We start from the raw sequence: 24,178 nt of genomic DNA on the forward strand, positions 1-24,178 counted from the left end.
GTATTTTAAACACTCCTATTAAGCTCAACTCACAGAAGTTGGGCTTTTTCTATGGTATTTTGATAAAATAGAATAACTAAAAAGTTTACAAAGGATAATGATATGCAACTCACACTTTATAATCTTTATCAAAAAATGCTAACACATATGGGAGCAACGAATTGGTGGCCTGCTGATTCCAAGCAACAAATCATCATTGAGGCTATTCTCATTCAAAATACGACTGAATTAAACGCTACTAGGGCTTCACAACTTATCAGAGCAGCTAGCAACTACGATTTGCAAGTGCTGGTGAATATACCTAAAGAAAACTTAGAAGAACTTGTCCGCCCTGCTGGTTTTATGAAAAATAAAAGTAAGGCTATTCAAGAAGTAGCTAGTTGGTATTTGGCGCATGAGGAAAATCCCGCAAAGATTGTTCAACAATATGGTAGCTCACTGCGAAAAGTCTTATTGTCTTTGCACGGTGTTGGACCAGAAACTGCTGATGTTCTCATGGCTTATATCTTTGACCAGCCGCAATTTATCGCTGATAAATACGCTCGTACATTATTTACACAATTAGGAATTAATGATTTAACTGACTATAAAAGCTTAGCAATATTGCTTGCAGAACTTCCGCAACCATTTACCTTTGCGGATGCACAAGAATTCCACGGATTAATTGATGAGTTTGGCAAACAATATTTTCATCCTGTCGAGGACTTTCAGAAAAGTTTTCTGGCAGGCGACCAGTTGATTTTGAAATAAGTGTCATTTTTTCTGAAAATGAGCTAGTTAGCTGTTTGAGAAAGTGCTACAATAAAAGTATTGAGCTTATTGTAGAAAGAAGGAAATGATGTGAATGAATTAGAATATATGCCTCAAAACAGTCGCTTTGAGGCCATTTTACTTGGCTTTTTGGGAGGCGCTTTAGATGTCTATTGTCAAATACAATTCGACACCTTGGTCGCAACTCAGACTGGTAATATTCTTTTTCTAATCGCCGATATTAGTCACAGTCCATTGCAGCAAACGCTGATTCGCTTATTTTCTGTTCTTTTCTTCTCGATTGGTTTCATGTTTGGTTTGCATATACGTGCCAATGCCAAAACAGCCTTTTGGAGAGTTTATGCTCTGCTACCGTTGTTGATTGTCACAATGATTTTGCCACTATTGCCAGATATTCGTTTACTTTGGGTTGTCTTACTGGCACTAGCAGCTGGGCTATTAACCTTGACATTTTCAGGTAGTCAGATTGAATCACACGCTTATTCTATTCTGATGACGTCTGGGAATTACCGTAAAATGATAACAGCTTGGCATCAGTATTTTAATGCCGATGAAAAAACGTGTGCTATGAAGCGCCAAGCTATCAATTACTCCCTTGTTGTTATTAGTTTTGTCATCGGCGCAATCACGACAGCTATTTTATATCATTTTACACATGAAAAAACTATCTGGATAGTAACACTAAATCTCGCTTGCATTATCTACCATTATTCAAGTGTCGTTGTCCGCTATCGCTTGCAAGCTTGTAATATTTGATATTAAAAAACGCCCCTAGATTAGTACCAATACTAGTCTAGGGGTATTTTAGGATTTTAGGTAAATGATGCTAAAGTAGCATCCAGTCATTATTCAATAGGATAGTACAAAATGGTTTTGAGCTTATCTTTGCTAACACGATTTTCATTATTCAAGTAAATTTCTCTATGATAATTTTTTGAACGCTTTACATTAGTTTCTTTAGCAAATAAATCCATTTTTTGAAAAGAGATAGGTTCATCATCATAAGCACCTATGTGAAGAATTTCTACACAATTTTCAGCAGGGATTGTCTCAAAATAAATTTGCTCATCCTGATTTTATCATCTCATATATTTTTACTTTATCTTCATAACTTAATTTCATATAAAAACACTTCAAAAGTTAGATTTTTTCTGTCTAACTTTTGAGGTGCAGTTCAAAACCCAGCCTCTTATCATAATTCATCTAAAATACTATCCCAAGATTCATCTAAACCTGTGCGGTCAACGGATGAAAAGATAATAAATTTATCTGATTTATTAAAGTTTAATTTCTTTTTGATTGCTGATTCATGCTTGTTCCATTTGCCACGAGGAATCTTGTCAGCTTTTGTGGCAACGACAATAACGGGAATCTCATAATATTTTAGGAAGTCGTACATTTGAACGTCATCAGCGCTTGGTTCATGACGCAAATCAACCAAGCTGACAACGGCACGCAAATTATCACGACTTACCAAATATTCTTCAATCATCTTGCCCCATTTGGCGCGTTCTGATTTAGAAACTTTGGCATAGCCGTAACCAGGCACATCGACAAAACGCAATTTATCATCAATATTATAGAAGTTAAGCAATTGGGTTTTTCCTGGCTTACTAGATGTACGAGCTAGGTTCTTACGCCCTAAAAGGGTATTAATAAAGCTCGACTTTCCAACGTTTGAACGCCCAGCAAGCGCAATTTCTGGTAAATCATCTTGCGGATAATGGGATTTATTGGCTGCGCTCAACAGAAGCGAAGCGTTGTGGGTATTTAAATACTCAGTCATCATCAGCTCCTTACGCAATTTCCAAAATTGGTTTATCTTTGCCTTCAACAGCCGCTTTAGTGACACGAACCTTGGTCACTTCTTCTTGGCTAGGAATTTCAAACATGATATCCATCATAGTTTCCTCAATAATTGAGCGTAAACCACGAGCTCCTGTCTTACGTTCAATGGCTTTGTTAGCAATAGCTTGCAAAGCATCTTTATCAAATTCTAGTTCAACACCGTCATATGATAATAGTGTTTGATATTGTTTAACCAAGGCATTACGTGGTTCTGTCAAGATACGAACCAAATCATCAGCCGTCAACTGTTCAAGTGCCGCTACAACTGGCAAACGTCCGATAAACTCTGGAATCAAGCCAAATTTTTGAATATCTTCTGAAATGATTTCTTGCATATAAGAAGCATTTTCATCAATTTTACGGTTATTTTGGCCAAAACCGATAACCTTTTCACCTAAACGTTGTTTGACAATATCCTCGATACCATCAAAAGCACCGCCGACAATGAATAGGATATTTTTAGTATCAATTTGAATCATTTCTTGGTTAGGGTGCTTACGTCCACCTTGAGGTGGTACGCTAGCAACTGTTCCTTCAATGATTTTAAGAAGTGCTTGTTGAACACCTTCACCTGAAACATCACGTGTAATTGAGACATTTTCGCCTTTTTTAGCGATTTTATCAATTTCGTCCACGTAAATGATACCGCGTTCTGCGCGTTCGATATTAAAATCAGCTGCTTGAATTAATTTCAAAAGGATATTTTCAACATCTTCACCAACGTATCCTGCTTCTGTCAATGATGTCGCATCAGCAATCGCAAACGGTACATTCAATGTTTTAGCCAAAGTTTGAGCTAGGAATGTTTTTCCTGAACCTGTAGGACCAATCATCAAAATGTTTGATTTTTGCAAATCAACATCTTCTTCGTTGCGACTTTCCGCAAAAGAAACACGTTTGTAATGGTTATAAACAGCTACGGCAAGCGCGCGTTTGGCACGGTCTTGACCAACGACATATTCGTCAAGAGTTGCTAACAACTCTTTAGGTTTTGGAACTTCCGCTAAATCTGCAAGAACTTCTTCAGCAAGTTCTTCTTTGATAATTTCTTGTGACAAAGCCACGCACTCATTACAGATAAAAACATTGTTTCCTGCAATGATTTTTTTCACTTCATCTTGGCTTTTTCCACAGAATGAGCAATAAACTTTTACATCATTTGTTCGATTTCCAACCATCTTTTATTCTCTCTAATTCTATTCTCTCTAAATTAAAATAAGGTACCATACACGGCATGAATGGTATTGACTATATTTGTAAAGGCATTTAAAAACAAAAGAACTGCCAATCCATATCGTTTTTTTCTAAGTGCTGGGAGGGCACATAAAATACAAATAACCGCTAAGAAAGCCGTGAATACACCAAAAATACTTCTTTGCATTCCTATCTCCCTATTTTATTTTTCTAAGACTGTAATGGTAAAGTCGTAGGCATTTTTATCATCTTTTTCGTTGAAGGTTTCAGAGACTTTTCTAAAGCTTGTCAAATCAATGTCTGGGAAATACGTATCACCTTCAAAAACACCATGAACCGTTGTTTTAATAATAGCATCACAATGCGGTAGAAAAGCTTTATAGATACTAGCCCCACCAAGGATATAAAGGGTCTTATCCTGCTTTTTAAACCAATCAAAAACCTCGTCCATGTCATGAACGATTCTTACACCATCTGCCTCAAAGGACTTGTCTCTTGTTAAAATCAATGTTTCGCGTCCTGGAAGAATACGGCGATTCATTCCGTCAAAGGTGACACGCCCCATTAAAAGGGCTTGTCCCATGGTTGTTTCTTTAAAGTGTTTTAATTCTTTTGGTAAACGCCATGGCAAGCCATCATTTACTCCGATTAAACGATTTTCATCTTCTGCCCAAATGGCAACGATTTTCTTTGTCATACAGTCCTCTCATTTCGTCTATTTCATTTTATCAGATTTCCCTAAAAAATACAGAAATGTGATACGGAAACGACCACAAAAGAGGGATTAAATAGCCAAATCAAATTTTATTTGTGGTTTAACTGGCTCATAATCAACTAATTCAAAATCTTCTGGTTTAATATCAAAGAAATCTGTTCCGTCTGGCACGTTGAGTACCAAACGTGGTTTACAATCCGTAGATTCGCGAGAAAGCAATTCTCGAGCTTGCTCGAATTGATTATCGTAGATATGCAAGTTATTGACAAAGTAGAAGAATTTTCCCACTTTCCAACCAAAATGCTTAGCAATCATCATTTGAAGGGCAACATATTGCATAGCATTGATGTGGTGTGAAACAAGCATATCATTTGAACGTTGAGTCAAAGTTGCATCAAGGTAAATCTCACCGTCAACACGACGCACATCATACATTGTTTGAAAAGCACATGGCAAAAGTCCGTCTGTATTTTCAAAAGCTTCGTAATCCCAAAGTGAGATGACATTACGACGATTCCATGGATTTTCCTCTAATTGTTTCAATATTTTACGGATAATGTCGTGTTTTTTGACAACAGCACCATAACGTTCGCCAATCGTTCCAGAGTTGTCAACTTCCCAGTCATTCCAATATTTGACATTGTATTTATCATTTAAAACTGATAAATCATTCGTTTGGTCTTGATAAATCCAAAAGATTTCACGAATAGCACTTTTAATCGGAATAGGGCGGAGGGTTGTAATCGGAAATTCCCCCTTACTCAAATCATATTCAGCAAACGCTCCCGTAACGTATTTTGAATTAGCTTGTCCACCGCTTTGGTAAACAGGGCGAGCATTTTCTGAAAAGACACCTTCTTCCATAATTTTTTTGATATTTTCTTTAAAAATCACATCAGCTTTTGTCATGCCATTCACTCCTTTGGATTTTTTGATTTTGTAAAAAAATCATTCTTTCCTATTTTATCTGAAATAAACAAAAAAAGCTAGTATTTTTCTTGTATTCAAAATATTTTGCCATTACTTTGACGAATGAAATAAATAATTTTTTTGTAGAGCATTTTCACAACTTTATGGTAGAATTATCTTTGGACATTTAGTCACTCAATTAATAATAATCACGAACTCAATATGCCATAAGACATTTGAGCTCATTATGAGTTAGCTAGGCAGGTACTCGTAAACATTGTAGTATCAGGTGAGTTCAATCATTCAGAAAGGTTTATTCATGAAAATCGGTATTGATAAAATCGGGTTTGCGACATCACAATATATGCTAAACATGGATGATTTAGCTGAAAGTCGTCAAGTTGACCCTGAAAAGTACAGCAAAGGTTTGCTGTTAAGAACGCTTAGTATTGCACCTGTCAATGATGACATTGTAACTCTTGGTGCTTCTGCTGCTGACAGCATTCTTACTAATGATGACAAAGAAGCCATTGATATGGTTATCGTTGCGACAGAATCATCTGTTGACCAAAGTAAAGCGGCAGCAACTTGTATTCACAACCTTTTGGGAATTCAACCTTTTGCACGTAGTATCGAGATGAAAGAAGCTTGTTACAGTGCGACAGCAGCGCTTGATTACGCTCGCTTACACGTTGAAAAACACCCAGAATCAAAAGTCCTCGTTATTGCTTCTGACATTGCTCGTTACGGAGCCCACACTTCAGGGGAACCAACGCAAGGTGCTGGTAGCATTGCCATGCTTATCTCACAAGACCCACAAATTTTACTCTTAAATGATAATTTCGTTGCTCAAACACGCGACATTATGGACTTCTGGCGTCCTAATTATTCAACAACGCCTTATGTCAATGGTATTTATTCAACCAAACAATACCTTGATATGTTGAAAACGACATGGGCAGAATTTCAAAAACGCTTTAATACATCACTTTCTGATTTTTCAGCTTTCTGTTTCCACTTACCATTTCCAAAATTAGCCCTTAAAGGCTTTAATAAAATTATGGATAAAACATTGCCAGCTGATTTGCAAGAAAAACTTAAAGCTAACTTTGAAAGTTCTATCCTTTATAGTAAACAAGTCGGAAATATATACACTGGTTCACTCTTCCTTGGACTCCTTTCACTTCTTGAAAATAGTGAAAACTTGGTAGGCGGTGACAATATCGCTTTCTTCAGCTATGGAAGTGGCGCAGTTGCTGAAATTTTCACTGGAACATTGGTTGAAGGTTTCAAAGACAAACTTAAAAATAGCCGACTTCAAGAACTCAAACAACGTATTGCTCTTTCTGTTGAAGATTACGAAAGAATCTTCTTTGAAGAACCTGTTTTAGATGCTGACGGTAATGCTTCTTTTGCAAATTACAAAACTGGAACATTTGCCCTCAAAGAAATTCGTGGACACGAAAGAATTTATGGAAAAACAAACGAAATCGACTAAAGTTAACTGGAGTGGATTCTCCAAAAAAGCAATAACTGAACGTCTTGAACATTTGGAAAATAATCGTCTTTTAAGCACTGAAACGCTTAATGACTTAAAAGAAAATACCTTGCTATCGCTTGAAACAGCCAATCAGCTAACAGAGAATGTTTTGGGAACTTTCTCTTTGCCGTTTTCAGTTGCTCCTGATTTTCAGGTTGATGGTGCTACTTTCAACGTTCCAATGGTAACTGAAGAACCTTCAGTGGTGGCGGCGGCTAGTTTTGCAGCTAAAATCATCAAACGTTCAGGTGGTTTTAAGACCAAAGTTCATTCTCGAAAAATGATTGGTCAAGTTGCCCTTTATGATGTGGTAGACAAAGCTATCGCAAAAGAAACTATCTTGAATCATTCTGCGCAGCTATTGACCTTAGCCAATGAAGCTCACCCTTCTATCGTAAAACGTGGTGGCGGCGCTAGAGAATTGACTGTGGAAGAAAAAGATGAGTTTCTGATTGTTTACTTGACGGTTGATACACAAGAAGCTATGGGAGCCAATATGGTCAACACCATGATGGAGGCTTTAGTGCCTAGTTTGGAAGAACTTTCTGGCGGAAAAAGTCTAATGGCAATTCTTTCAAACTATGCAACGCAGGCGCTGGTTACCACCGAATGTCAAGTTGACCTTCGCTACCTCAGCCGCAACAAAACAGAAGCCCAAGCATTAGCAAGTAAATTCCAACTGGCAAGCAAACTTGCTCAAGTTGATGTTTATCGTGCTACCACACATAATAAAGGGATTTTTAATGGTATAGATGCCGTTGTCTTGGCAACTGGAAATGACTGGCGAGCTATCGAAGCAGGCGCTAACGCCTATGCTTGCAAAGACGGACAATGCCGTGGTTTAGCAACTTGGTCATTTGATAAAGAGCAACAAGTACTTCGCGGTCAATTAACGCTCCCAATGCCAATCGCAACACGCGGTGGTTCTATCGGACTTAACCCAACCGTTAAAATCGCTCACGAACTACTAGGGCATCCAGATGCACAAACACTTGCAAAAATCATTGTTTCTGTTGGGCTAGCACAAAATTTCGCTGCCGTGAAAGCATTGACTTCTACTGGTATTCAGGCAGGACACATGAAATTGCAAGCCAAATCATTAGCACTTCTTGCTGGTGCCACTGAAAACGAAGTTGGCAAAGTGGTTCAACAACTCTTGCAAGCACCACATATGAATTTAGAAACTGCCAAAACAATTCTAAACAATCTGAAATAGACAAAGCGTCTGGAACCTCCCGGACGCTTTTTTATAACTGTAAATGAACGAAAAATATTAAGTTTTCTGATTTTTTTGACATTATTTCTCCAAAATGAAGTTTTTTCTTGACAATATTTTTTAGAGATTATATAATCTAGTTATCGATACTAGATAAAGAGGTAAATAAAACTTTATGACAATGTCTTATCCAAAATGGTCTGAATTACCAGATATAGATTTATATTTAGATCAGGTACTGCTGTATGTCAACCAAATCGGCGAAGCCAATCATCAAAACGAAAAAGGATTAACGGCTTCTATGATTAACAATTATGTTAAACATGGGCATCTCGAAAAGCCGATTAAGAAAAAATACAGTCGTAAGCAGGTGGCACGATTAATTGTCATTACAAGTTTAAAAAACGTCTTTTCCATTCAAGAAATTAGCCAAACATTGGCGATTTTAACAGCGGACAACCAATCACAAAAACGTTATGATGATTTTGTTGCTTGCATGAATGGTGAAAAGATAGACGACTTACCTCCTGTTGTCGTTTCAGCTTGTCAAACATTGCAGCTGTATTACCAAACTCACCAATTAGTTCAAGAATTAGAAGGAGAAAAAGATGAATGCTAGCATGACTATGAAATTAAGTAAACGTCTTTCATTCGGCGAAGAAGTCGCAAATAGTGTCACTCACGCTGTTGGAGCTGTGGCAATGCTTGTCCTGCTTCCTATCACTGCCATTTATAGTTATCACCATTATGGTATAGAAGCAGCTGTCGGCATGTCTATCTTTGATATTAGCCTTTTCTTGATGTTTCTATCATCGACAATTTATCATTCTATGCAATATGATTCACCACAGAAATTCATTTTGCGGATTATCGACCACAGTATGATTTACATTGCTATTGCAGGTTCTTACACTCCTGTCGCTCTCTCTTTAGTAGGTGGCTGGCTCGGATATGTTATTATTATCTTGCAATGGGGCGCAACTATTTTTGGTATTTTATATAAAATTTTTGCCAAGAAGATTAATGAAAGATTCTCACTCTTTCTCTACTTGCTTATGGGCTGGCTAGTGATTTTCATTATTCCAAGCATTGTTAGCAAAACTGGTGTTGCTTTCTGGCTACTAATGCTTGCTGGTGGTCTTTCATATACTATCGGAGCAATCTTCTACGCTAGAAAACGTCCTTACGACCACATGATTTGGCATCTCTTCATTTTACTAGCTTCAGTGCTACATTACATTGCCATTGTTTATTACATGTTGTGATAAATTTAGTAATATATAAAAAACGTTGATTCAAAAGAATCAGCGTTTTTGGTTTGCTTCGTTTAATTTTCCGTACAGGAGATAATCTACCTGTCTAAGTTCGGCAATTGTTTTGCAATTCAGAGCACACATGATGAGGCGCAAGTCGTCTTTCCAGCCATTAATGATTGTGATGACTTCTTCAACAGAATATTTTTCGACGAGTTCTAGGATTGCTCGCGATACTCCTACCGCTTTTGCTCCTAAAACCAAGCATTTTATAATATCCAAAGGATGACGAACGCCACCAGACGCCAAGATTTCAATCTTATCAATCATCGGCTGAGCATTTAACAGCGTTTGGACCGTGCTTTGTCCCCACTCATCGAGGTAAGAACGATTATGCCCACGTTGATTTTCGATATAGGCAAAACTTGTGCCACCACGTCCTGAAATATCAACAGTTTTAATACCTAACTTGTGAGCCATTTCAATTGTTTTTAAATCCATACCAAAGCCGACTTCTTTAAGAATGACAGGAGCTGGCATTTTTGTGGCATAATCGGCGAGATTTTCTTTCCATTGGCGAAACTCACGTTCACCTTCTGGCATTAAAAGCTCTTGCATTAGGTTGACATGAACTTGGAGAAAAATGGGCTGCATTTCGTGAATAGTTTGTAGCCCTAATTCATAAGGTTTGTCAATTCCGATATTGGTCGCTAGCAGCAACTCTGGAAATTCTTCTTTGCTAGGATAAGAATCATCATGAGGATTTTTCAGCGCAGCACTGTAGGAGCCTGTAACCATAACAAGCCCCGTTGCTTGTGCAATTTGAGCCAATTTTTGATTAACAGCTCTGCCTTTTTCTGAACCGCCCGTCATGGCATTGATATAAAAAGGAAACTCAAAATCACGCCCCGCAAAATGGGTGTGCAAATCAATCTCACTTAAATCATAATCAGGAAGAGAATGATGAATCAACTCTATATCGTCAAAAGAATTATAAGGAGATTGATATTTTAAAGCGTACTTAATGTGTTCATCTTTGCGATTAATCATTCTTGGTTACCTCAATCCAAATTGGTCTGACTAAACTTAATTTATCTTTCATCACTTAATCTTTCTTGATATAGTATTTCAATACCAGCTTTCTGCCAACGTTGGGCGAGTTCGTGGCTGTCGCTTTCTGAGAATGATATTGCAATACCACAGTCACCTCCGCCTGAGCCAGATGATTTTGCAATGACATCTAAACCTTTTTCAGCAGATTTCAACGCCTTTAACTTGTCGTTGTAAATAGCTGAGCTTAAACCGAGCAACAAATCACTAACTTTTTGCAGGCTTGCCTTAACAGCCATTTTATTACCCGTTTGAAGGGCTTGCTTACAGAATTGAACATTTCTTTCTGTATCCTCAAGAAACGCTCTTGTAATGGCCGATTTGACTAAATTAATCATATCTTTTGAAATGGACGGTTGTTTTGTCCAGCCTACCAAGAAGTCACATAGTAACGCAGGTTTGATGATTTCGATACGATAGCCCCAGTCTTTAGCAAGTACAGTTTTGATGTCTTCTGTTGCAATCCACGTTGACACTTTTTGACGGTCAAAAGAGGTGAAAGCCACCAAATCATCGTAAGCAATACAAGCTATGTCGCCCATAGAACCATTGTCCCCCAGTTTTAAAAGCGTATAGGAAGCAAGCTTGAAAATGGTATCCGCTGATAACTTTAGCTCATAAAATGCGGACAAGGCTTTGAGCGTTAACACCGTCACTGAACCACTTGACCCAATGCCAAATTTCTTACCGTCACGCTCTAACTTTCCAGTAATATCGAGTTTAAATGCTGGTAAATCATGCAAAGATTTGTCAAGGTAAGTAGCCAGAGTGACAATGGTTTGCTGAATGAGCGTGTAATTCTTATCCACTGTCATATCAGTAGCGTAGTCAAACATGTCTGAAAAAAGGGAAATTTTTTTGGCTTCTTTGACTATCGCTGTCATAGGAATGGGAATATTTTTCAAAATAGCAGTTTGCCCAGGGGTTAGTATGGCATATTCGCCTGCAATATAGAGCTTTCCACCTGTCTGCACACTAATCGTTTTCATCTGGTAACACCTTAGTACGTGATGCAATCACACGATAGTTTTCTTCAAAACGTTTTGTTAAGCGCTCTAAATCTTCTTCCAAACAAAGAACTTTAACATTTGGACCTGCATCCATTGTGAAATAGCATTTTTCACCTTGAGCGCGCAGCGATTTAACAAAATCCATAGCTGCATAGGTCTCATTTGTCAAATAATTGAATGGTGGATTAGCGTGTGTGTTAGTATCGTGCATGGCAAGCGCATTGCGTTCTGTCAATTCTCCAACTTTTTCAAAATCATTGGCTTCCAAATAAGCAAGCATATCCTTATAATCTTGCTCAGATTGTTTAACCCAATCCGCAAAAGTTGTTGACGTTTCAGCACAGCGTTTCATGCCTTCACGACTAGAAATTGGTTTCTTGCTATCGCTTAAAACAAGCATAATCATTGCTAATTTGAGATTGGTTTGCACTGGATAAATATCTCCGCTGTCTTTATCCCACGCAGCAATCGGTCCAAAGAATGAACGTGATGATGAGCCTGAAGCAAATTTGGCTTTTTGTGCCAACTCTGATTGATTTAAGCCAGTTTCGAAAAGTTCATTACAAGCCTTTACAAGCGCTGAAAGTCCACTTGAACTTGATGATAAACCTGCAGCGGTTGGCATGTTATTGCTAGTTTCAACTTTGACAAATTCGGAACGTCCACCACGGTATTGGTCGATAATGGCAGAAATTTTTGCGTGTTCTTTTTCATCTTGCAAGACACCATTGATGTAAAATTCATCATGACCAACCGATTGTGGTAAAAAAGAAACAGTTGTTGTGGTAAACATATTTTCCAGAGTCAAAGAAATACTGCTAGTTGCTGGAATCATCTTGATAGCGTCAGCTTTCCCCCAGTATTTGATAATAGCAATGTTGGCATATGATTTTACCGTTACAATTTTTCGATCCACGTTTGAACCGCTCCTCCTTCTTTTAATGCGTTACTTATTTTTTCTGCGTCAGCTTTGGTACTTGCAAGGGCAATAATACAGCCTCCAAGTCCGCCACCACTCATCTTGGCTCCAAGGGCACCATTTCCCAAAGAAAGCTTAACCAGTTGGTCGGAAACGTCAATGCTGACACCAATAGCTTGTAAATGAGCGTGTGCTTTGGTCATCATGTGACCAATTTTTTGAATATCTTTGTCTTGAATAGCTTTTTGAACAATTTCGGTTAAGTCGCCAAGGGCTGCTAGATGTGGTAAATTGGCCTCTTCTGCTTGAGCAACCTTCTCAACAGCTTCACGCGTATTACCATAAATTCCCGTATCTGCAATAACCAAATAAGCATCCAAATCTAAATCAAGGGTACTAAAACCGATGTTACGGATAAAAGTAATGGCTTTATCACTCAAACAAGTCTTGGCATCAAGCCCACTTGGATTTGAATGTGCAATAATCTCTGCTTTATTCACCAAAATTTCCAGAGTATTCATATCAATGCTTTGCTCAAAATAATCAAAAACAGCACGGATAGCTGCGATAGAAACCGCTGCTGATGACCCCATGCCACGTTTTTGTGGAATTTCAGAACGAATCGCATAGGTAATGGAAACATCTGTGTGATTTAGGTACTCTAACGCCGCATAAACGGCAGTTGATAACGTGTCATAAAAATCAAAGTGAATCTTTTCTTCAGCTGGATAAATATGACATTCAACCTTAATTCCTTGAAGCGGAATCGCAATGGCAGGATAGCCATAAACAACGGAATGTTCACCCATCCAAATAATCTTACTATGCGCCTTACCGACGCCAATTTTCTTAGTCATGCTCTTCTCTTACAATTTTTAGTTTACACTCCATTTTATCATTGTTCCACAAAAAAAGCGACTTTTACTGGAAAATGTTAGCCCTTATCATAAAAAAATAGAAAAACCAGTCAAGGACTGGTTTAAATCACTGGGTCTATATTGAGTTCTGGGATGATGCGGGTTAAGAATTGTTTGGTGCGTTCTTCTTTTGGTTTGCTGAAGAATTCTTTTGGGTCGCCTTCTTCGATAATGTGTCCGCCTTCCATAAAGATGACATGTGTTGCCACATCACGCGCAAAGCTCATTTCGTGAGTGACGACTACCATGGTGACCCCTTCTTGGGCTAATTCTTTCATGACATCAAGAACATCTCCAATCAATTCTGGGTCAAGGGCAGATGTCGGCTCGTCAAATAAAATGACATCAGGTTTCACAGCGATAGCACGCGCAATTCCAATCCGTTGCTGTTGCCCACCAGACAATTGACTAGGATAGTAGTCTTTTTTCTCTAAAAGCCCAACTTTTTTCAGCGCATTTTCAGCAATTGGGATAGCTTCTTCTTTTGGAATCTTGCGAGCAATGACTAGTCCTTCCAAAATATTTTCAATAGCCGTTTTGTTAGCAAATAAATTATAATTTTGGAAAACAAAGGCTGTTTTTTTGCGAATTTCAAGAACATCCTTGCGACTGATTTTTGCCAAATCGTAGGTCTTGCCATCTAGTATCAACTCCCCAGCATCAGCTTTTTCAAGATAATTAAGAGACCGCAAGAAAGTTGTTTTTCCTGAACCCGAAGGTCCCAAGATGACAACAACATCACCTTGATTGACTGTCAAACTAATCCCGTCTAAAACTTTTTTATCTCCAAATGATTTTTCGATATTTTTAACTGATAACATAGAAAACTCCTAACTTGACCTCAAACAATTTGAGCACGTTTTTCTAAAAATTTAAAACCGTATTGAATAAGCCCACAAATCACAATATAAATAATGAAAATAACAAAATAGGATTCAAAATAATGGTAACCATAAGCGGCTTCAATCTTAGCAATTGCCGTGATATCTTTCACCGTCATCACAAAAACAAGAGAAGTCCCCTTGACGAGATTAATCACCAAGTTGCAAAGATTTGGTAGCGCCTGACGAATAGCTTGCGGAAAAACTATTCTAATATAAGCTTGACTGGTCGAAAGCCCAATCGCCTGTGCAGCTTCTAACTGTCCTTTATCAACCGTTAAAATGGCAGAGCGGATAATCTCAGATAGGCTTCCAGTAGTCATAAGCCCAAAAATAATGTAAGCGTAATAAATAGGATTAATGTCAAAAATATTAAAACCTGTGGCTTTCAATAGCTGGTTAATCAAACTTGGAAAAAGACTATAAAAAAATAAAATCAGTAAAATAGCTGGTGTCGAACGAATAAAGGCGAGATAAATAACTGAAAATCCCGTAACACCTTTCACCTTATAAATGCGACCTAAAGCTAGAAAAAGAGCTGGAAAGAAACTCAAAAGAATGGAAACAACCATAATTCCCAAGGTTACTGGAATCCCAGAAAGAATTTTGACAAATGTTTCTAAAATGTAAGAAAAATCCATAATCCCTCCTTAACCTCGTGTCGTGTCTAACTCATTTTCAATGAAATGTGTTCCAACAGCTAAAATTAACGCTAAAACCCAGTAAATAATGGCAACCGCTGTATAGGTTTCAAGCGAATAATTGCCCAGATTTCGTGAAATAACCAAATTTCCAGCACCCATTAAATCAACCAGACCAATCGTATAGGCTAAAGCAATGTCTTTTAATAGATTAATAATCGCTGTCGTGATATTGGGGAGTGCAATCCGAAACGCCTGTGGCAAAAGGATTCTGACAAATGTCTGATAATCTGTTAAACCAATACTAAGCCCTGCTTCTAATTGACCTTTAGGAAGTGCTTGATAAGAGGATTTAAAAACTTCTGAGATACTAGCTGCAAACAACAATGTCATCGCTAAAATAACAAACACTGAACGAGACCAACCATTGACATCGATGCCTAACCACCATTCTAAAAAACGAGGTAAACCATAAAAAACCAAAAAGATAAGCACAATAGGGGGCGTACATCTTAAAATAAAGACATATCCTCTTGCAAAAGAGGGTAAGCTTTTTTCACCTGACAACTGTGACCAAGCCAAAAACAGTCCTAACAAGCTTCCAAATAAAATGGTCAATACTAAAACCCATAAAGTCAGAGGTAAAGCTGATAAAATTTCCGGAAGAAATGTTATCACACGAGATGGTTCATAAGAAACCATAGGCACCTCCTAGTCTGTGACGTAACTAAAGACATCTTCTCCAAAGTATTTTTCAGAAAGTTTTGCGATTGTACCGTCCTCTTTCAACCCTTTAATAGCTTTATCATATTCTTCAGCAAAAGCTTCATTAGTAGCATTTTTATGAATCAATGGATAAGTTTCAATGCCTTTATATGGGAACCATGTTAATTGGTCAGCATATTGATGATAAGCACCATCTTCGTCTTGAACAGCTTCTTCAAATGACAACTTGATTGAGAAATAAGCATCGTAACGTCCTTCAAGAACCCAAGCATAGGCATCCGCAACAGAGAAACTTTCTGATTCTATCAATTCAATCGGATTTTTAGCTGTTTTATTGTACTCTTGAATCACATTATATTGAGCATTTTGTGGTGAAATTGGAACGAGTTTACCACCGCTATTAGCAAATGAATCGATATCTGTGTATTTTGATTCATCTTCTTTACGAATGGCAAAGCCAATCACACTAGCACCAATGGCTTCGTCTGGAATCACAAATTTTTCAGCACGTTCAGCAGTGTACCATGCACCTTTGACACCAATATCGTATTTTCCAGATTCAAGACCAATCAGCAAATCTTCGTCACTTGTTCCTGTGTATTCGAATTTATAATTTTTCAATTTTTTATCAACGGCTTTCAAAACAGCAACTTCAAATCCGTCACTTTCACCATTTTCATCGACATAATCGTATGGCACATAGTTTTGTGTATGAGCGACTTGAAGGGTAGTCACCTTGTCTGAATCGCCAGATGAGCTTTGAGCACTTGCGGTCGTCTTACCTGTTAATTGACGTCCAATTACTGTCGCTGCAACAAGCGCTACAACAATTCCACCAGCAACAATCCATTTTTTCTTACTCATATACATCCACTCCTTTTCCTAAAAACTCATAAAGCAACTGCTTCTTTCACCCAATCAATACGTTTTGACGAAATATCACTTGGTACGGTACAATCTGCTCCAATCACAACGCCTTGACGTCCTGCTTCATCAAGCAATTCTTTGACTTTTCCTTGAATAGCTTCTTTACTGCCAAGGTATAATAAACCTTTTTCAGTATTTTCAAAGCCACCAAGAACTGTTTTGCCACCGAACAATTGACGTCCTTCTGATAAGCTGACACCTTCCAATTCAACTGCCCAGTTAATGACATCTGCGGGATAATCTGTGTAATACATAATGTCATTTGTTGCGCCTTCATAACCACAGATGTGAAGAATATTCGTACCACCAGCAGAAATCGCACGATTCAAAATGTGAAGCTCACCTGGTTTAATCACTTGGTTGTATTCTTCTTTGCTTGAACGTGAATCTTGCAAATTTTGAACGCTGAGGTAAATACCGTCAACTCCTGCTTCTTTAATTAAACGTTTTGTTAGGATGCCAATGTCGCCAGCAACCACGTCCAAAACTTCTTTAGTCAATTCAGCGTCTTCCTTGATAAAGTTTTCAATGATTTCATCACCATTGCCACCTTTTCCTGCCAATTGCCACTTCAAATAAGTCACAGGAGCAAAAATATTATAGAAAGAAGCAATATCTTCTGGGAAATCTTCACGTATTTTTTTGGCTAATTCAACTTGTTGTGTAATCCAAGGATGATTTTCACCGATAGAGACAATTCCTTCTAATTCTTTGATAGAAGTGACGCCTTGATGAATTTGTTCATTAGGATAAGTGAAGAAGCCATCACTCATCACCTTGACAAAATCTGGATTGACGTCTAAAACGAATTTTTTATGTCCTGCGATATTTTTATTGAAAATCTCAGGATTAAAACCGTCGCCTCTTTCATCATCCGTTGTGAAATGATACCAAAATCCGACAGGAACTTTGTCGACTTTTTCATTTTTAAATGCTTTTAAAACCCATTCTCTCTTTGTTGTCATAATCTGTTTCTCCTTTGCTTTTGGTATGACAATTATACTATCATGCATTTTTATACTTGAAAAATCTATATTTTTTATGAATAGCCATAAGATTTGCTTATAGCGAAAACCAAAGAAAAAGCCAGTCAAGATATTCTCTCGACTGACTTTTTATCTTCAAGGCAAATGTGTCAAACTTTTTAAGCAATTAAGATACTGTAAATCTTCTTTCGTGATTTCAGAGCTCTGGTAATCAGAAATCAATGGGTTAAAAGGAGATATTTTCAAAAAATAAGAAGAGATAAGACAAAAATGATTAGTGTTACTATTGAAATGTTTCTTAACTGCTTTTCGGTTACTATCATAGACACGTCTTCCTTCAAGATTTTTAGTAATCCTATCTTACCACGTCTCTTTTCATTCGTATAATCTAAATTTTTTATTATTATCCATAAAATCTGCTTATAATCTAGAAAACTAATGACAGGTTATACAAAAATCTTATCACGGCTTTATTTTTTTCTATCAGAAATTTACTGATTTTTTAATCTTATTTTTGCTATAATGACAACAACTATTATGATGAAGGGATGAGGTTTTATGAATTTTCAACAATGTCGTTATGTTGAAGCAGTCGCTCGTGTAGGTTCTTTTAGTCAGGCAGCTAAGGAATTATTTATGACTCAACCCAATTTATCAAGTTCTATTAAGGATTTAGAAAATGAATTAGGGGTTCAACTGTTCACACGTTCCAATACAACTGAAGATGGCTATGATTTTTTGAAATATGCCAAACGTATTATCGGTGAGCTTGATTTGCTTGAGCAACGTTACCATGACCAATTTAAAAAGAGTTTCACGGTAGCATCGCATCATTATGATTTCTTGTCAATTCCGTTGGCAAAGGTTGCCCAAGAATTCAATCAAGATTATCAAGAATTTCAAACGATTGAAACGACCACTAAGAAAATTTTAGAAAGTGTTGCTCGTTTTGAAGCTGATTTGGGTATTATTTATCTGGATGACGAAAATAAGCATATTTTGGAATCTTCCCTGGAACACCATGATTTGGAATTTACGTCTTTGGGTGATTTTCCAACACGTGTTTTTCTTAGACGCAATCACCCATTGGCACATAAGGATGTCATTTCTGAAAGCGACTTAAAAGGTTACGACCAAATTCGCTTCCGTCAGGAACAATCAGGTTTGAATTTTGACGAGGATGCCTTACAAATTCACAATACACAGCACGTGCTCTATAGCAATGACCGTGGAACAGTCATGAATTTACTTTGTGCAACAGACGCCTACGCCTCTGGTCTTGGAATTGTAAATAGCTTCGTTCGTAACCAAATTGTCCTCATTCCTCTGCAAGATAGTCCTAAACATACCCTTGGATATGTGACCAATAAAAAGAAAAAAGTTTCAAAAATTGGAACAGCCTTTATTCAAGAAATCAAGAAAAGCCTCAATGACTTTCCTGAAGCAAACTGATAAAGCAATCTTCATACCATTATTTTGCTTTTTTTTGTGCTAAAATGAAACTAAGGAGGAAACATTATGAATTTTAAAACGTTAAATAATGGTATCCAAATCCCTGTTTTAGGCTTTGGTGTTTGGCAAATTTTCGACCAAGCACAATGCCAAGAATCAGTCGAAAACGCCCTTGAGGTGGGCTACCGTTTAATTGATACTGCCGCTATTTATAAAAATGAAGAAGCTGTCGGGCGTGCGATGAAGGCTTCTAGTCTTTCACGTGAAGATGTCTTTCTGACTAGTAAAGTCTGGATTGACCACCTTGGTTATACCGAAACAAAAAAGGCTTTTGAGGAAACGCTACGCAAACTGGATACTGATTACCTTGACCTTTATCTCATTCATCAACCATATGGTGATACTCATGGCGCTTGGCGTGCGATGATTGAGCTTTATAAGGAAGGATATATCCGTGCTATTGGGGTTTCTAACTTCTCTACTGGACGTTTAACAGATTTTGCGCTCAATACCGAAGTTGTGCCAGCACTCAACCAAATTGAGCTTCACCCCTACAAACAACACCCTATCATTCAAGCTGCCAATGCCCAATTTGGCATAGCTACCCAAGCTTGGAGCCCTTTCAACCGTGGAGAAGATAATATTTTTAGGGACGCTACGCTCAATAGCATAGCTGAAAAACATGGCAAGACTGTGGCACAAGTCATTCTACGTTGGCAAGTTCAAAACGATATCCTTACCATTCCAAAATCCGTTCACTTAGAACGCATGAAAGAAAACTTTGATATTTTTGATTTTGAACTCACACCAGATGACATCAAGCAAATTCAGTCACTCGACCGTTTTCCAAACAACTACGGACCAAATGAAAGCCCAGAACACGTCAAACGCTTATTGGGCTTGTAAGTCAGAAAACGAGTTTATATACAATAGTAAAACAAGACGACTTCCAAACGGAAATCGTCTTTTGTTGATGTTAACGAGTTTTGAACAGGAGAAAGTAAGTTATTAGAGTGTTGCTTACTCTACTTGCAAATCAGCTTTAGAGTTTTCGCCCCTACAAACTTACTAGGAATGTAATGGTATCTCCGCTATAAGAAACGCTAATGCTTCCTTTGAAGAGTTTAACCATGGTCTGTGCCATTGACAATCCGATACCATAACCTGATTTTTTGTTATTATGTGATTCATCTTCACGGTAAAAACGTTCAAAGAATTTGCTATAATCAACGTTCTTGCCTTCGACGTAGGTATTGGAAATTTCCAAACGTGCTTTTGAGAGGCGATTAGCTTTGCTTAATTTAACTGAGACCGTTCCTCCTGCATCACAATATTTGTTGGCATTATCAACCAAAAGGGTCACCAATTCAAAAAGTGATTTTTCTTCTGCTTTGACATGAATATCAGGTTGAATTTCCATAATAAATTGCTTGCCGTCTTTGATGACAGGACCCTTAAAGTCCTCGGCAGCATCTTCAGCAATTGCTGAAAAATTCAAATCAGTCAATACTACTTCAGGTTGTTCCTCTAGACGGGCCATAGCCACCAAACTATTAATCAAGCCAGTCATACGTTCAACTTGGTCGTTGGTACTTTTTGTCCATTCTGATTCACCGTTCATCATCTCAACCAATTCATTATTAGCCGAAATAATCGCCAAAGGTGTCTTTAATTCATGACCAGCATTCGTGATAAAACGACGTTGCCGTTCATAATTTCGGATAAAAGGCTCAATAACCCTACCAGAAAAAATAGAAACCATGAGAACAAAGAAGGCAAAACTAACCCCTGACATCCATAAGGAAAGATGAACTAGTGTCATATTTTCCTCGACTTGATTTGTTGAGTCCAAGACCACAATCAATGTCGAATCATCTGATTCGTCCGTTACAAGATAAGAATAGGTGTGATTACTGTAACGAAAATCACCTCTCGTATCACCTGATTTATTAATCTTAATCAGGTAATTTTCCACTTGCTCGTTGGTCAAATCAGAAATACTGCTCAAATTTAACGAAGTGATATTGCCATCCTTATCAACAACAGCACTAAAATACCGATATTGAAAGAGCGTATCGACAGAAACAGTATCACCCAATTCACTAGTTACTTTGGAGACGCTTGGAAAGGTTCCGCCATTATCTGAAATCAAGGTTAAAATCTTGTTGATTTCATTTACCTTTTGAATGTGACGGGCAGAATTGAGCACCCCAACCACTGAAAACAATACAATCAGAATTGCTAAAGAGGTAATCGCAATAAAACGAAGCCTTAATTTTCGAAACATGGCATCACCTACAATTCTTTCAACTCATAACCACCCATTTCCTCGCCCTCAATCACTACATTTGCACCAATTGATTTCAATTTTTGACGAAGGTAGGAAACGTAGATAAAAACATAGCCATTATCAATCTCTGGGTCATCTTTGTCATTTGCCCAAACATGGTTAAAAATCTGGTCGGTTGATAGTTTCTTACCTGCATTGAGCATGAAGAATTCCAGCATTTTAGATTCTTTCCCTGCTAGGCGAATAGTGTTTTGACTGACAAGTTCCTGCTCACCAACATTCAAAGTAACTGTTCCAACGGTCAAAATATTAGACGTGAAATTGGTATCCACACGACGTGACATCGACCGCAAACGCGCTAATAGTTCTTTTAATGAAAAGGGTTTGGTCAAATAATCATCTGCTCCAGCATCTAAGCCTGTCACACGGTCATCAACTTCAGCCATGGCAGTCAACATAATAATGTGTGACTGGTTGCCTGTTTGACGAATTTCTTGCACAGCTTCGATGCCAGATTTGACAGGCATCATAATGTCCATGACCATAACGTCATAGGCATTTTCATTTGCCATATCAATAGCTGCCTGTCCATCATAAACCGAATCCACATCATAACCTTCATGGGTTAACGCCGTAGTCAACACACGATTCATTTGAATTTCATCTTCTGCAACTAATATTTTCATATGCTATCTCCTATCGTAGCTCATATTCATTAATCTTGGGAGCTTTCTTGGATGAGGTTTCGAATGGTTTGCATGGTCAAATCACAAGACGCTAATTCATCTGCGCAGCGTTTGAGCTCACGGACAATCCGTTTTGGGTCTTTAATATCATGCTTATACTTCATTTGATGTTCCAAACTAGCCCAAGAATCCATAGCAATGGTACGAAGCTGTATTTCAATAAAATATGATCCCTGCCTATTTCCCAAACAATCAGGATAAGGCGTCACAACCTCTACTATCAAATGGTAAGAACGATAACCATTTGGTTTCGCATTTTTGATGTAATCTTTCTCAGCAACAATGGTGCAATCATCAAAAGAACGGATAAGGTCCACTAAAGTATAAATATCATCAACAAAACCACATATTATCCTCAGACCAATACTATCACGCACTTTTTTCAAGGCAGACTCGGTTGTTACTGGAAGATTTTTGCGTTGACACTTCTCTGTCATACTTTCAGGTGTCTTAACGCGAGCGATAAAATGTTCAAACAGCTTATAACCAGTCTCTTTTTTAACCTCATCATTTTTCTTGCGAATACGCTGACTAAAGTCCTCCAAAATCAAAGGCAGGTAATCCGCATATTCTCCATAAATCATATCTGTCATAACTTTTCCTAACTAGATGATAGTTTCATTATAACAAAATTCCTTATAAGAAGCTAAAAGGGGCATTTTTAAGAGCTAAAAAGTTGAGCAAAATGCCCAACTTCTTGGTTTGTGTTCTTATTATTGCAAGACGCATTAACTCACGCTTTCGTTCTTGACTAATTCTTCAACAAGATACAAGATGAGGTTGACTAATAAGCTTAGGGCAACAGTCAAAATGATACCCCAAAGCAATTTAGGCAAACTCATTGTGCGGAGTCCGTCAAACAAAATACTACCTAGACCGCCTGCATTAATCGTTGAGGCAATTGTTGCGATAGCAATCATTGAACTTGCTGCCAAACGTAATCCTGCAAAAATAGAGGATTGCGCCAATGGCAACTGAATTTTTGCTAATATTTGCCACCTTGTCATCCCCATACCAGTCGCCGCTTCAACAATACTGTCATCAACTTGTGTCAATCCTGCTAAAAATGTGCGAACTAACGTATATTGTGCATAGATTACCAAAACTATTATGGCTGTTCGCGTCCCCAGACCTGTCACGGGAATCAACAAGGTAAATAGCGCAAAACTCGGAATGGCGTACAATAGCGATAAGACGTAAACAGAAGCCAGCCTTATTTTAGGGTAAAACAGCAAAATTACCGTGATGACACTAGCAAATAACAAAGCAAACAGTAGGGAAAAGCTCGTCAATTCAATATGTTCAATGAGCGCCGTGATTAACTTATCAGAAGATGTCTTAAAATAATCAATCATAGCTAGCCCTCCACAGTTTTTCTTGTTCCTGCGCAGTTGTTATCAATCTTTGAACAAATTCATTTCCTGGATTTTTGATAATATTTTCTGGTGTGTCAAACTGGCAAATAGTACCATTATCCATGATAACCACGCGTGTTCCCAGTTTAAATGCCTCATAAATATCGTGAGTGATAAAAACAAATGTCTTTTGACTTAATTTCTGATGAATCGCTTGCAATTCCTCTTGTAAATCATTACGAGTAATAGCATCAATGGCACCAAATGGTTCATCAAATAACATGACATCAGGGTCAGCAGCTAAAGCACGCGCAACACCTATCCGCTGCTGCTGACCACCAGATAATTCACTCGGATAACGTTCGCCGTAATCCACTGCAGGCAATTGCACCAAATCTAAAAGTTCTCCCACACGATTTTCAATGCGTTCCTTATCCCAGCCCAATAACTTGGGAACAGTTGCAATATTTTCAGCAACCGTCATATGTGGAAATAAGCCGATTTGTTGGACAACGTAACCAATCTGACGACGAAGGCTAACGGAATCCATCTGCTCAATATCTTGCCCAGCAAAGAAAATCGTCCCTGACGTTGGTTCAATCAGCTTGTTAATCATTTTTAGCATGGTTGTCTTACCAGAACCTGATGTTCCCAAAATTGTGATAAATTCGCCATTTTCAATGGTTAAGTTAATATCATTAACAACCGTTTTATCACCATAAACTTTGCTCACATGCTCAAATTGAATCATTGTCTTTTCTGTCATAAATCT

At 37.9% G+C, this 24,178-nt stretch carries 28 protein-coding genes; 8 read left to right on the forward strand and 20 right to left on the reverse strand.

Annotated features, from left to right (window positions below; all coding sequences use genetic code 11):
* Positions 1–102: 102 nt before the first annotated feature.
* Complete coding sequence (locus CCC20_RS01030) at positions 103–750, forward strand: endonuclease III domain-containing protein (protein ID WP_048791465.1); 648 nt, start codon at positions 103–105, stop codon at positions 748–750.
* A 108-nt stretch (positions 751–858) separates the two neighbouring features.
* A complete protein-coding gene (locus CCC20_RS01035; protein WP_048791487.1) occupies positions 859–1,527 on the forward strand; it encodes a YoaK family protein in 669 nt (222 codons plus the stop codon).
* Between the two features lie 89 nt (positions 1,528–1,616).
* On the opposite strand, the gene CCC20_RS01040 is transcribed toward CCC20_RS01035, so the two are convergent.
* From CCC20_RS01040 to CCC20_RS01065, 6 genes are all read right to left on the reverse strand, one after another.
* Positions 1,617–1,832, reverse strand: a complete 216-nt coding sequence (locus CCC20_RS01040; RefSeq protein ID WP_082144682.1) for a GyrI-like domain-containing protein — start codon at positions 1,830–1,832, stop codon at positions 1,617–1,619.
* A 131-nt stretch (positions 1,833–1,963) separates the two neighbouring features.
* On the reverse strand, positions 1,964–2,560 hold the full coding sequence (gene yihA, locus CCC20_RS01045; protein ID WP_048791466.1) for a ribosome biogenesis GTP-binding protein YihA/YsxC: 597 nt from the start codon (positions 2,558–2,560) through the stop codon (positions 1,964–1,966).
* A gap of 7 nt (positions 2,561–2,567) precedes the next feature.
* A complete protein-coding gene (gene clpX, locus CCC20_RS01050; protein WP_003065195.1) occupies positions 2,568–3,797 on the reverse strand; it encodes an ATP-dependent Clp protease ATP-binding subunit ClpX in 1,230 nt (409 codons plus the stop codon).
* A gap of 32 nt (positions 3,798–3,829) precedes the next feature.
* Positions 3,830–4,000, reverse strand: coding sequence for a hypothetical protein (locus CCC20_RS01055; RefSeq protein ID WP_003065196.1), 171 nt, complete (start codon positions 3,998–4,000; stop codon positions 3,830–3,832).
* A gap of 15 nt (positions 4,001–4,015) precedes the next feature.
* Positions 4,016–4,510 carry a dihydrofolate reductase gene (locus CCC20_RS01060; RefSeq protein WP_117479592.1) on the reverse strand — a complete coding sequence of 165 codons (495 nt, stop codon included), beginning with the start codon at positions 4,508–4,510 and terminating at the stop codon, positions 4,016–4,018.
* A gap of 87 nt (positions 4,511–4,597) precedes the next feature.
* Positions 4,598–5,437: a thymidylate synthase gene (locus CCC20_RS01065; protein WP_048791468.1), complete on the reverse strand. Its 840-nt coding sequence runs from the start codon at positions 5,435–5,437 to the stop codon at positions 4,598–4,600.
* A gap of 319 nt (positions 5,438–5,756) precedes the next feature.
* Here CCC20_RS01065 and CCC20_RS01070 point away from each other — a divergent pair, with 319 nt between their 5' ends.
* From CCC20_RS01070 to trhA, 4 genes are all read left to right on the forward strand, one after another.
* A complete protein-coding gene (locus tag CCC20_RS01070; protein WP_048791469.1) occupies positions 5,757–6,935 on the forward strand; it encodes a hydroxymethylglutaryl-CoA synthase in 1,179 nt (392 codons plus the stop codon).
* Positions 6,910–8,193, forward strand: coding sequence for a hydroxymethylglutaryl-CoA reductase, degradative (locus CCC20_RS01075; protein WP_048791470.1), 1,284 nt, complete (start codon positions 6,910–6,912; stop codon positions 8,191–8,193). Before CCC20_RS01070 ends, CCC20_RS01075 begins: the two co-directional genes overlap by 26 nt.
* 175 nt (positions 8,194–8,368) lie before the next feature.
* Positions 8,369–8,812, forward strand: a complete 444-nt coding sequence (locus CCC20_RS01080) for a DUF1836 domain-containing protein (RefSeq protein ID WP_003065202.1) — start codon at positions 8,369–8,371, stop codon at positions 8,810–8,812.
* Entirely contained in the window at positions 8,802–9,458 is a 657-nt protein-coding gene (trhA, locus tag CCC20_RS01085; protein ID WP_048791471.1) for a PAQR family membrane homeostasis protein TrhA, read from the forward strand. Before CCC20_RS01080 ends, trhA begins: the two co-directional genes overlap by 11 nt.
* 39 nt (positions 9,459–9,497) lie before the next feature.
* On the opposite strand, the gene fni is transcribed toward trhA, so the two are convergent.
* The 9 genes from fni to CCC20_RS01130 all read right to left on the reverse strand — a co-directional run bounded on the left by fni (position 9,498) and on the right by CCC20_RS01130 (position 17,545).
* Positions 9,498–10,496 carry a type 2 isopentenyl-diphosphate Delta-isomerase gene (gene fni / locus CCC20_RS01090; RefSeq protein WP_003065206.1) on the reverse strand — a complete coding sequence of 333 codons (999 nt, stop codon included), beginning with the start codon at positions 10,494–10,496 and terminating at the stop codon, positions 9,498–9,500.
* A 41-nt stretch (positions 10,497–10,537) separates the two neighbouring features.
* Positions 10,538–11,545, reverse strand: a complete 1,008-nt coding sequence (locus CCC20_RS01095; protein ID WP_048791472.1) for a phosphomevalonate kinase — start codon at positions 11,543–11,545, stop codon at positions 10,538–10,540.
* Positions 11,532–12,482 (reverse strand): diphosphomevalonate decarboxylase, encoded by a 951-nt coding sequence (mvaD, locus tag CCC20_RS01100; RefSeq protein WP_048791473.1) that lies wholly within the window; start codon positions 12,480–12,482, stop codon positions 11,532–11,534. The genes CCC20_RS01095 and mvaD overlap by 14 nt, the downstream gene beginning before the upstream one ends.
* Positions 12,464–13,342, reverse strand: coding sequence for a mevalonate kinase (gene mvk / locus CCC20_RS01105; RefSeq protein ID WP_003065213.1), 879 nt, complete (start codon positions 13,340–13,342; stop codon positions 12,464–12,466). The genes mvaD and mvk overlap by 19 nt, the downstream gene beginning before the upstream one ends.
* A 122-nt stretch (positions 13,343–13,464) precedes the next feature.
* On the reverse strand, positions 13,465–14,223 hold the full coding sequence (locus CCC20_RS01110) for an amino acid ABC transporter ATP-binding protein (protein ID WP_009854375.1): 759 nt from the start codon (positions 14,221–14,223) through the stop codon (positions 13,465–13,467).
* A 20-nt stretch (positions 14,224–14,243) separates the two neighbouring features.
* Complete coding sequence (locus tag CCC20_RS01115; RefSeq protein ID WP_048791474.1) at positions 14,244–14,924, reverse strand: amino acid ABC transporter permease; 681 nt, start codon at positions 14,922–14,924, stop codon at positions 14,244–14,246.
* Between the two features lie 9 nt (positions 14,925–14,933).
* Entirely contained in the window at positions 14,934–15,626 is a 693-nt protein-coding gene (locus CCC20_RS01120; RefSeq protein WP_003065219.1) for an amino acid ABC transporter permease, read from the reverse strand.
* 9 nt (positions 15,627–15,635) lie between these two features.
* The gene (locus CCC20_RS01125) at positions 15,636–16,514 is read right to left on the reverse strand and encodes a transporter substrate-binding domain-containing protein (protein ID WP_041973602.1); all 879 of its coding nucleotides are present in this window, start codon (positions 16,512–16,514) and stop codon (positions 15,636–15,638) included.
* Between the two features lie 26 nt (positions 16,515–16,540).
* Positions 16,541–17,545 carry a uroporphyrinogen decarboxylase family protein gene (locus CCC20_RS01130; RefSeq protein WP_172473474.1) on the reverse strand — a complete coding sequence of 335 codons (1,005 nt, stop codon included), beginning with the start codon at positions 17,543–17,545 and terminating at the stop codon, positions 16,541–16,543.
* A 576-nt stretch (positions 17,546–18,121) separates the two neighbouring features.
* Here CCC20_RS01130 and CCC20_RS01135 point away from each other — a divergent pair.
* Both CCC20_RS01135 and CCC20_RS01140 read left to right on the forward strand, forming a co-directional pair.
* Entirely contained in the window at positions 18,122–19,015 is an 894-nt protein-coding gene (locus CCC20_RS01135) for a LysR family transcriptional regulator (RefSeq protein WP_101774244.1), read from the forward strand.
* A gap of 66 nt (positions 19,016–19,081) precedes the next feature.
* Positions 19,082–19,921: an aldo/keto reductase gene (locus tag CCC20_RS01140; protein WP_287178588.1), complete on the forward strand. Its 840-nt coding sequence runs from the start codon at positions 19,082–19,084 to the stop codon at positions 19,919–19,921.
* A 151-nt stretch (positions 19,922–20,072) separates the two neighbouring features.
* On the opposite strand, the gene CCC20_RS01145 is transcribed toward CCC20_RS01140, so the two are convergent.
* The 5 genes from CCC20_RS01145 to CCC20_RS01165 all read right to left on the reverse strand — a co-directional run bounded on the left by CCC20_RS01145 (position 20,073) and on the right by CCC20_RS01165 (position 24,157).
* On the reverse strand, positions 20,073–21,302 hold the full coding sequence (locus CCC20_RS01145; protein ID WP_003065232.1) for a sensor histidine kinase: 1,230 nt from the start codon (positions 21,300–21,302) through the stop codon (positions 20,073–20,075).
* A gap of 8 nt (positions 21,303–21,310) precedes the next feature.
* The gene (locus tag CCC20_RS01150) at positions 21,311–21,991 is read right to left on the reverse strand and encodes a response regulator transcription factor (RefSeq protein ID WP_013851959.1); all 681 of its coding nucleotides are present in this window, start codon (positions 21,989–21,991) and stop codon (positions 21,311–21,313) included.
* A 29-nt stretch (positions 21,992–22,020) separates the two neighbouring features.
* A complete protein-coding gene (locus CCC20_RS01155) occupies positions 22,021–22,644 on the reverse strand; it encodes a GTP pyrophosphokinase (protein ID WP_003065236.1) in 624 nt (207 codons plus the stop codon).
* Positions 22,645–22,779: 135 nt separating this feature from the next.
* Positions 22,780–23,406 (reverse strand): ABC transporter permease, encoded by a 627-nt coding sequence (locus tag CCC20_RS01160; RefSeq protein ID WP_003065238.1) that lies wholly within the window; start codon positions 23,404–23,406, stop codon positions 22,780–22,782.
* On the reverse strand, positions 23,399–24,157 hold the full coding sequence (locus CCC20_RS01165) for an ABC transporter ATP-binding protein (protein ID WP_172473475.1): 759 nt from the start codon (positions 24,155–24,157) through the stop codon (positions 23,399–23,401). Before CCC20_RS01165 ends, CCC20_RS01160 begins: the two co-directional genes overlap by 8 nt.
* Between the last annotated feature and the right edge of the window lie 21 nt (positions 24,158–24,178).

It is taken from the genome of Streptococcus sp. LMAG:39, from assembly GCF_008680485.1.
Lineage (GTDB): Bacteria > Bacillota > Bacilli > Lactobacillales > Streptococcaceae > Streptococcus > Streptococcus pasteurianus.

Bases quoted from the DNA above. Each gene is read 5' to 3' on its own strand.
- CCC20_RS01030 (WP_048791465.1), top strand. From the start codon at position 103: ATGCAACTCACACTTTATAATCTTTATCAAAAAATGCTAACACATATG.
- CCC20_RS01035 (WP_048791487.1), top strand. From the start codon at position 859: ATGCCTCAAAACAGTCGCTTTGAGGCCATTTTACTTGGCTTTTTGGGA.
- yihA (WP_048791466.1), bottom strand. From the start codon at position 2,560: ATGATGACTGAGTATTTAAATACCCACAACGCTTCGCTTCTGTTGAGC.
- clpX (WP_003065195.1), bottom strand. From the start codon at position 3,797: ATGGTTGGAAATCGAACAAATGATGTAAAAGTTTATTGCTCATTCTGT.
- CCC20_RS01055 (WP_003065196.1), bottom strand. From the start codon at position 4,000: ATGCAAAGAAGTATTTTTGGTGTATTCACGGCTTTCTTAGCGGTTATT.
- CCC20_RS01060 (WP_117479592.1), bottom strand. From the start codon at position 4,510: ATGACAAAGAAAATCGTTGCCATTTGGGCAGAAGATGAAAATCGTTTA.
- CCC20_RS01065 (WP_048791468.1), bottom strand. From the start codon at position 5,437: ATGACAAAAGCTGATGTGATTTTTAAAGAAAATATCAAAAAAATTATG.
- CCC20_RS01070 (WP_048791469.1), top strand. From the start codon at position 5,757: ATGAAAATCGGTATTGATAAAATCGGGTTTGCGACATCACAATATATG.
- CCC20_RS01075 (WP_048791470.1), top strand. From the start codon at position 6,910: ATGGAAAAACAAACGAAATCGACTAAAGTTAACTGGAGTGGATTCTCC.
- CCC20_RS01080 (WP_003065202.1), top strand. From the start codon at position 8,369: ATGACAATGTCTTATCCAAAATGGTCTGAATTACCAGATATAGATTTA.
- trhA (WP_048791471.1), top strand. From the start codon at position 8,802: ATGAATGCTAGCATGACTATGAAATTAAGTAAACGTCTTTCATTCGGC.
- fni (WP_003065206.1), bottom strand. From the start codon at position 10,496: ATGATTAATCGCAAAGATGAACACATTAAGTACGCTTTAAAATATCAA.
- CCC20_RS01095 (WP_048791472.1), bottom strand. From the start codon at position 11,545: ATGAAAACGATTAGTGTGCAGACAGGTGGAAAGCTCTATATTGCAGGC.
- mvk (WP_003065213.1), bottom strand. From the start codon at position 13,342: ATGACTAAGAAAATTGGCGTCGGTAAGGCGCATAGTAAGATTATTTGG.
- CCC20_RS01110 (WP_009854375.1), bottom strand. From the start codon at position 14,223: ATGTTATCAGTTAAAAATATCGAAAAATCATTTGGAGATAAAAAAGTT.
- CCC20_RS01115 (WP_048791474.1), bottom strand. From the start codon at position 14,924: ATGGATTTTTCTTACATTTTAGAAACATTTGTCAAAATTCTTTCTGGG.
- CCC20_RS01120 (WP_003065219.1), bottom strand. From the start codon at position 15,626: ATGGTTTCTTATGAACCATCTCGTGTGATAACATTTCTTCCGGAAATT.
- CCC20_RS01125 (WP_041973602.1), bottom strand. From the start codon at position 16,514: ATGAGTAAGAAAAAATGGATTGTTGCTGGTGGAATTGTTGTAGCGCTT.
- CCC20_RS01135 (WP_101774244.1), top strand. From the start codon at position 18,122: ATGAATTTTCAACAATGTCGTTATGTTGAAGCAGTCGCTCGTGTAGGT.
- CCC20_RS01140 (WP_287178588.1), top strand. From the start codon at position 19,082: ATGAATTTTAAAACGTTAAATAATGGTATCCAAATCCCTGTTTTAGGC.
- CCC20_RS01145 (WP_003065232.1), bottom strand. From the start codon at position 21,302: ATGTTTCGAAAATTAAGGCTTCGTTTTATTGCGATTACCTCTTTAGCA.
- CCC20_RS01150 (WP_013851959.1), bottom strand. From the start codon at position 21,991: ATGAAAATATTAGTTGCAGAAGATGAAATTCAAATGAATCGTGTGTTG.
- CCC20_RS01155 (WP_003065236.1), bottom strand. From the start codon at position 22,644: ATGACAGATATGATTTATGGAGAATATGCGGATTACCTGCCTTTGATT.
- CCC20_RS01160 (WP_003065238.1), bottom strand. From the start codon at position 23,406: ATGATTGATTATTTTAAGACATCTTCTGATAAGTTAATCACGGCGCTC.
- CCC20_RS01165 (WP_172473475.1), bottom strand. From the start codon at position 24,157: ATGATTCAATTTGAGCATGTGAGCAAAGTTTATGGTGATAAAACGGTT.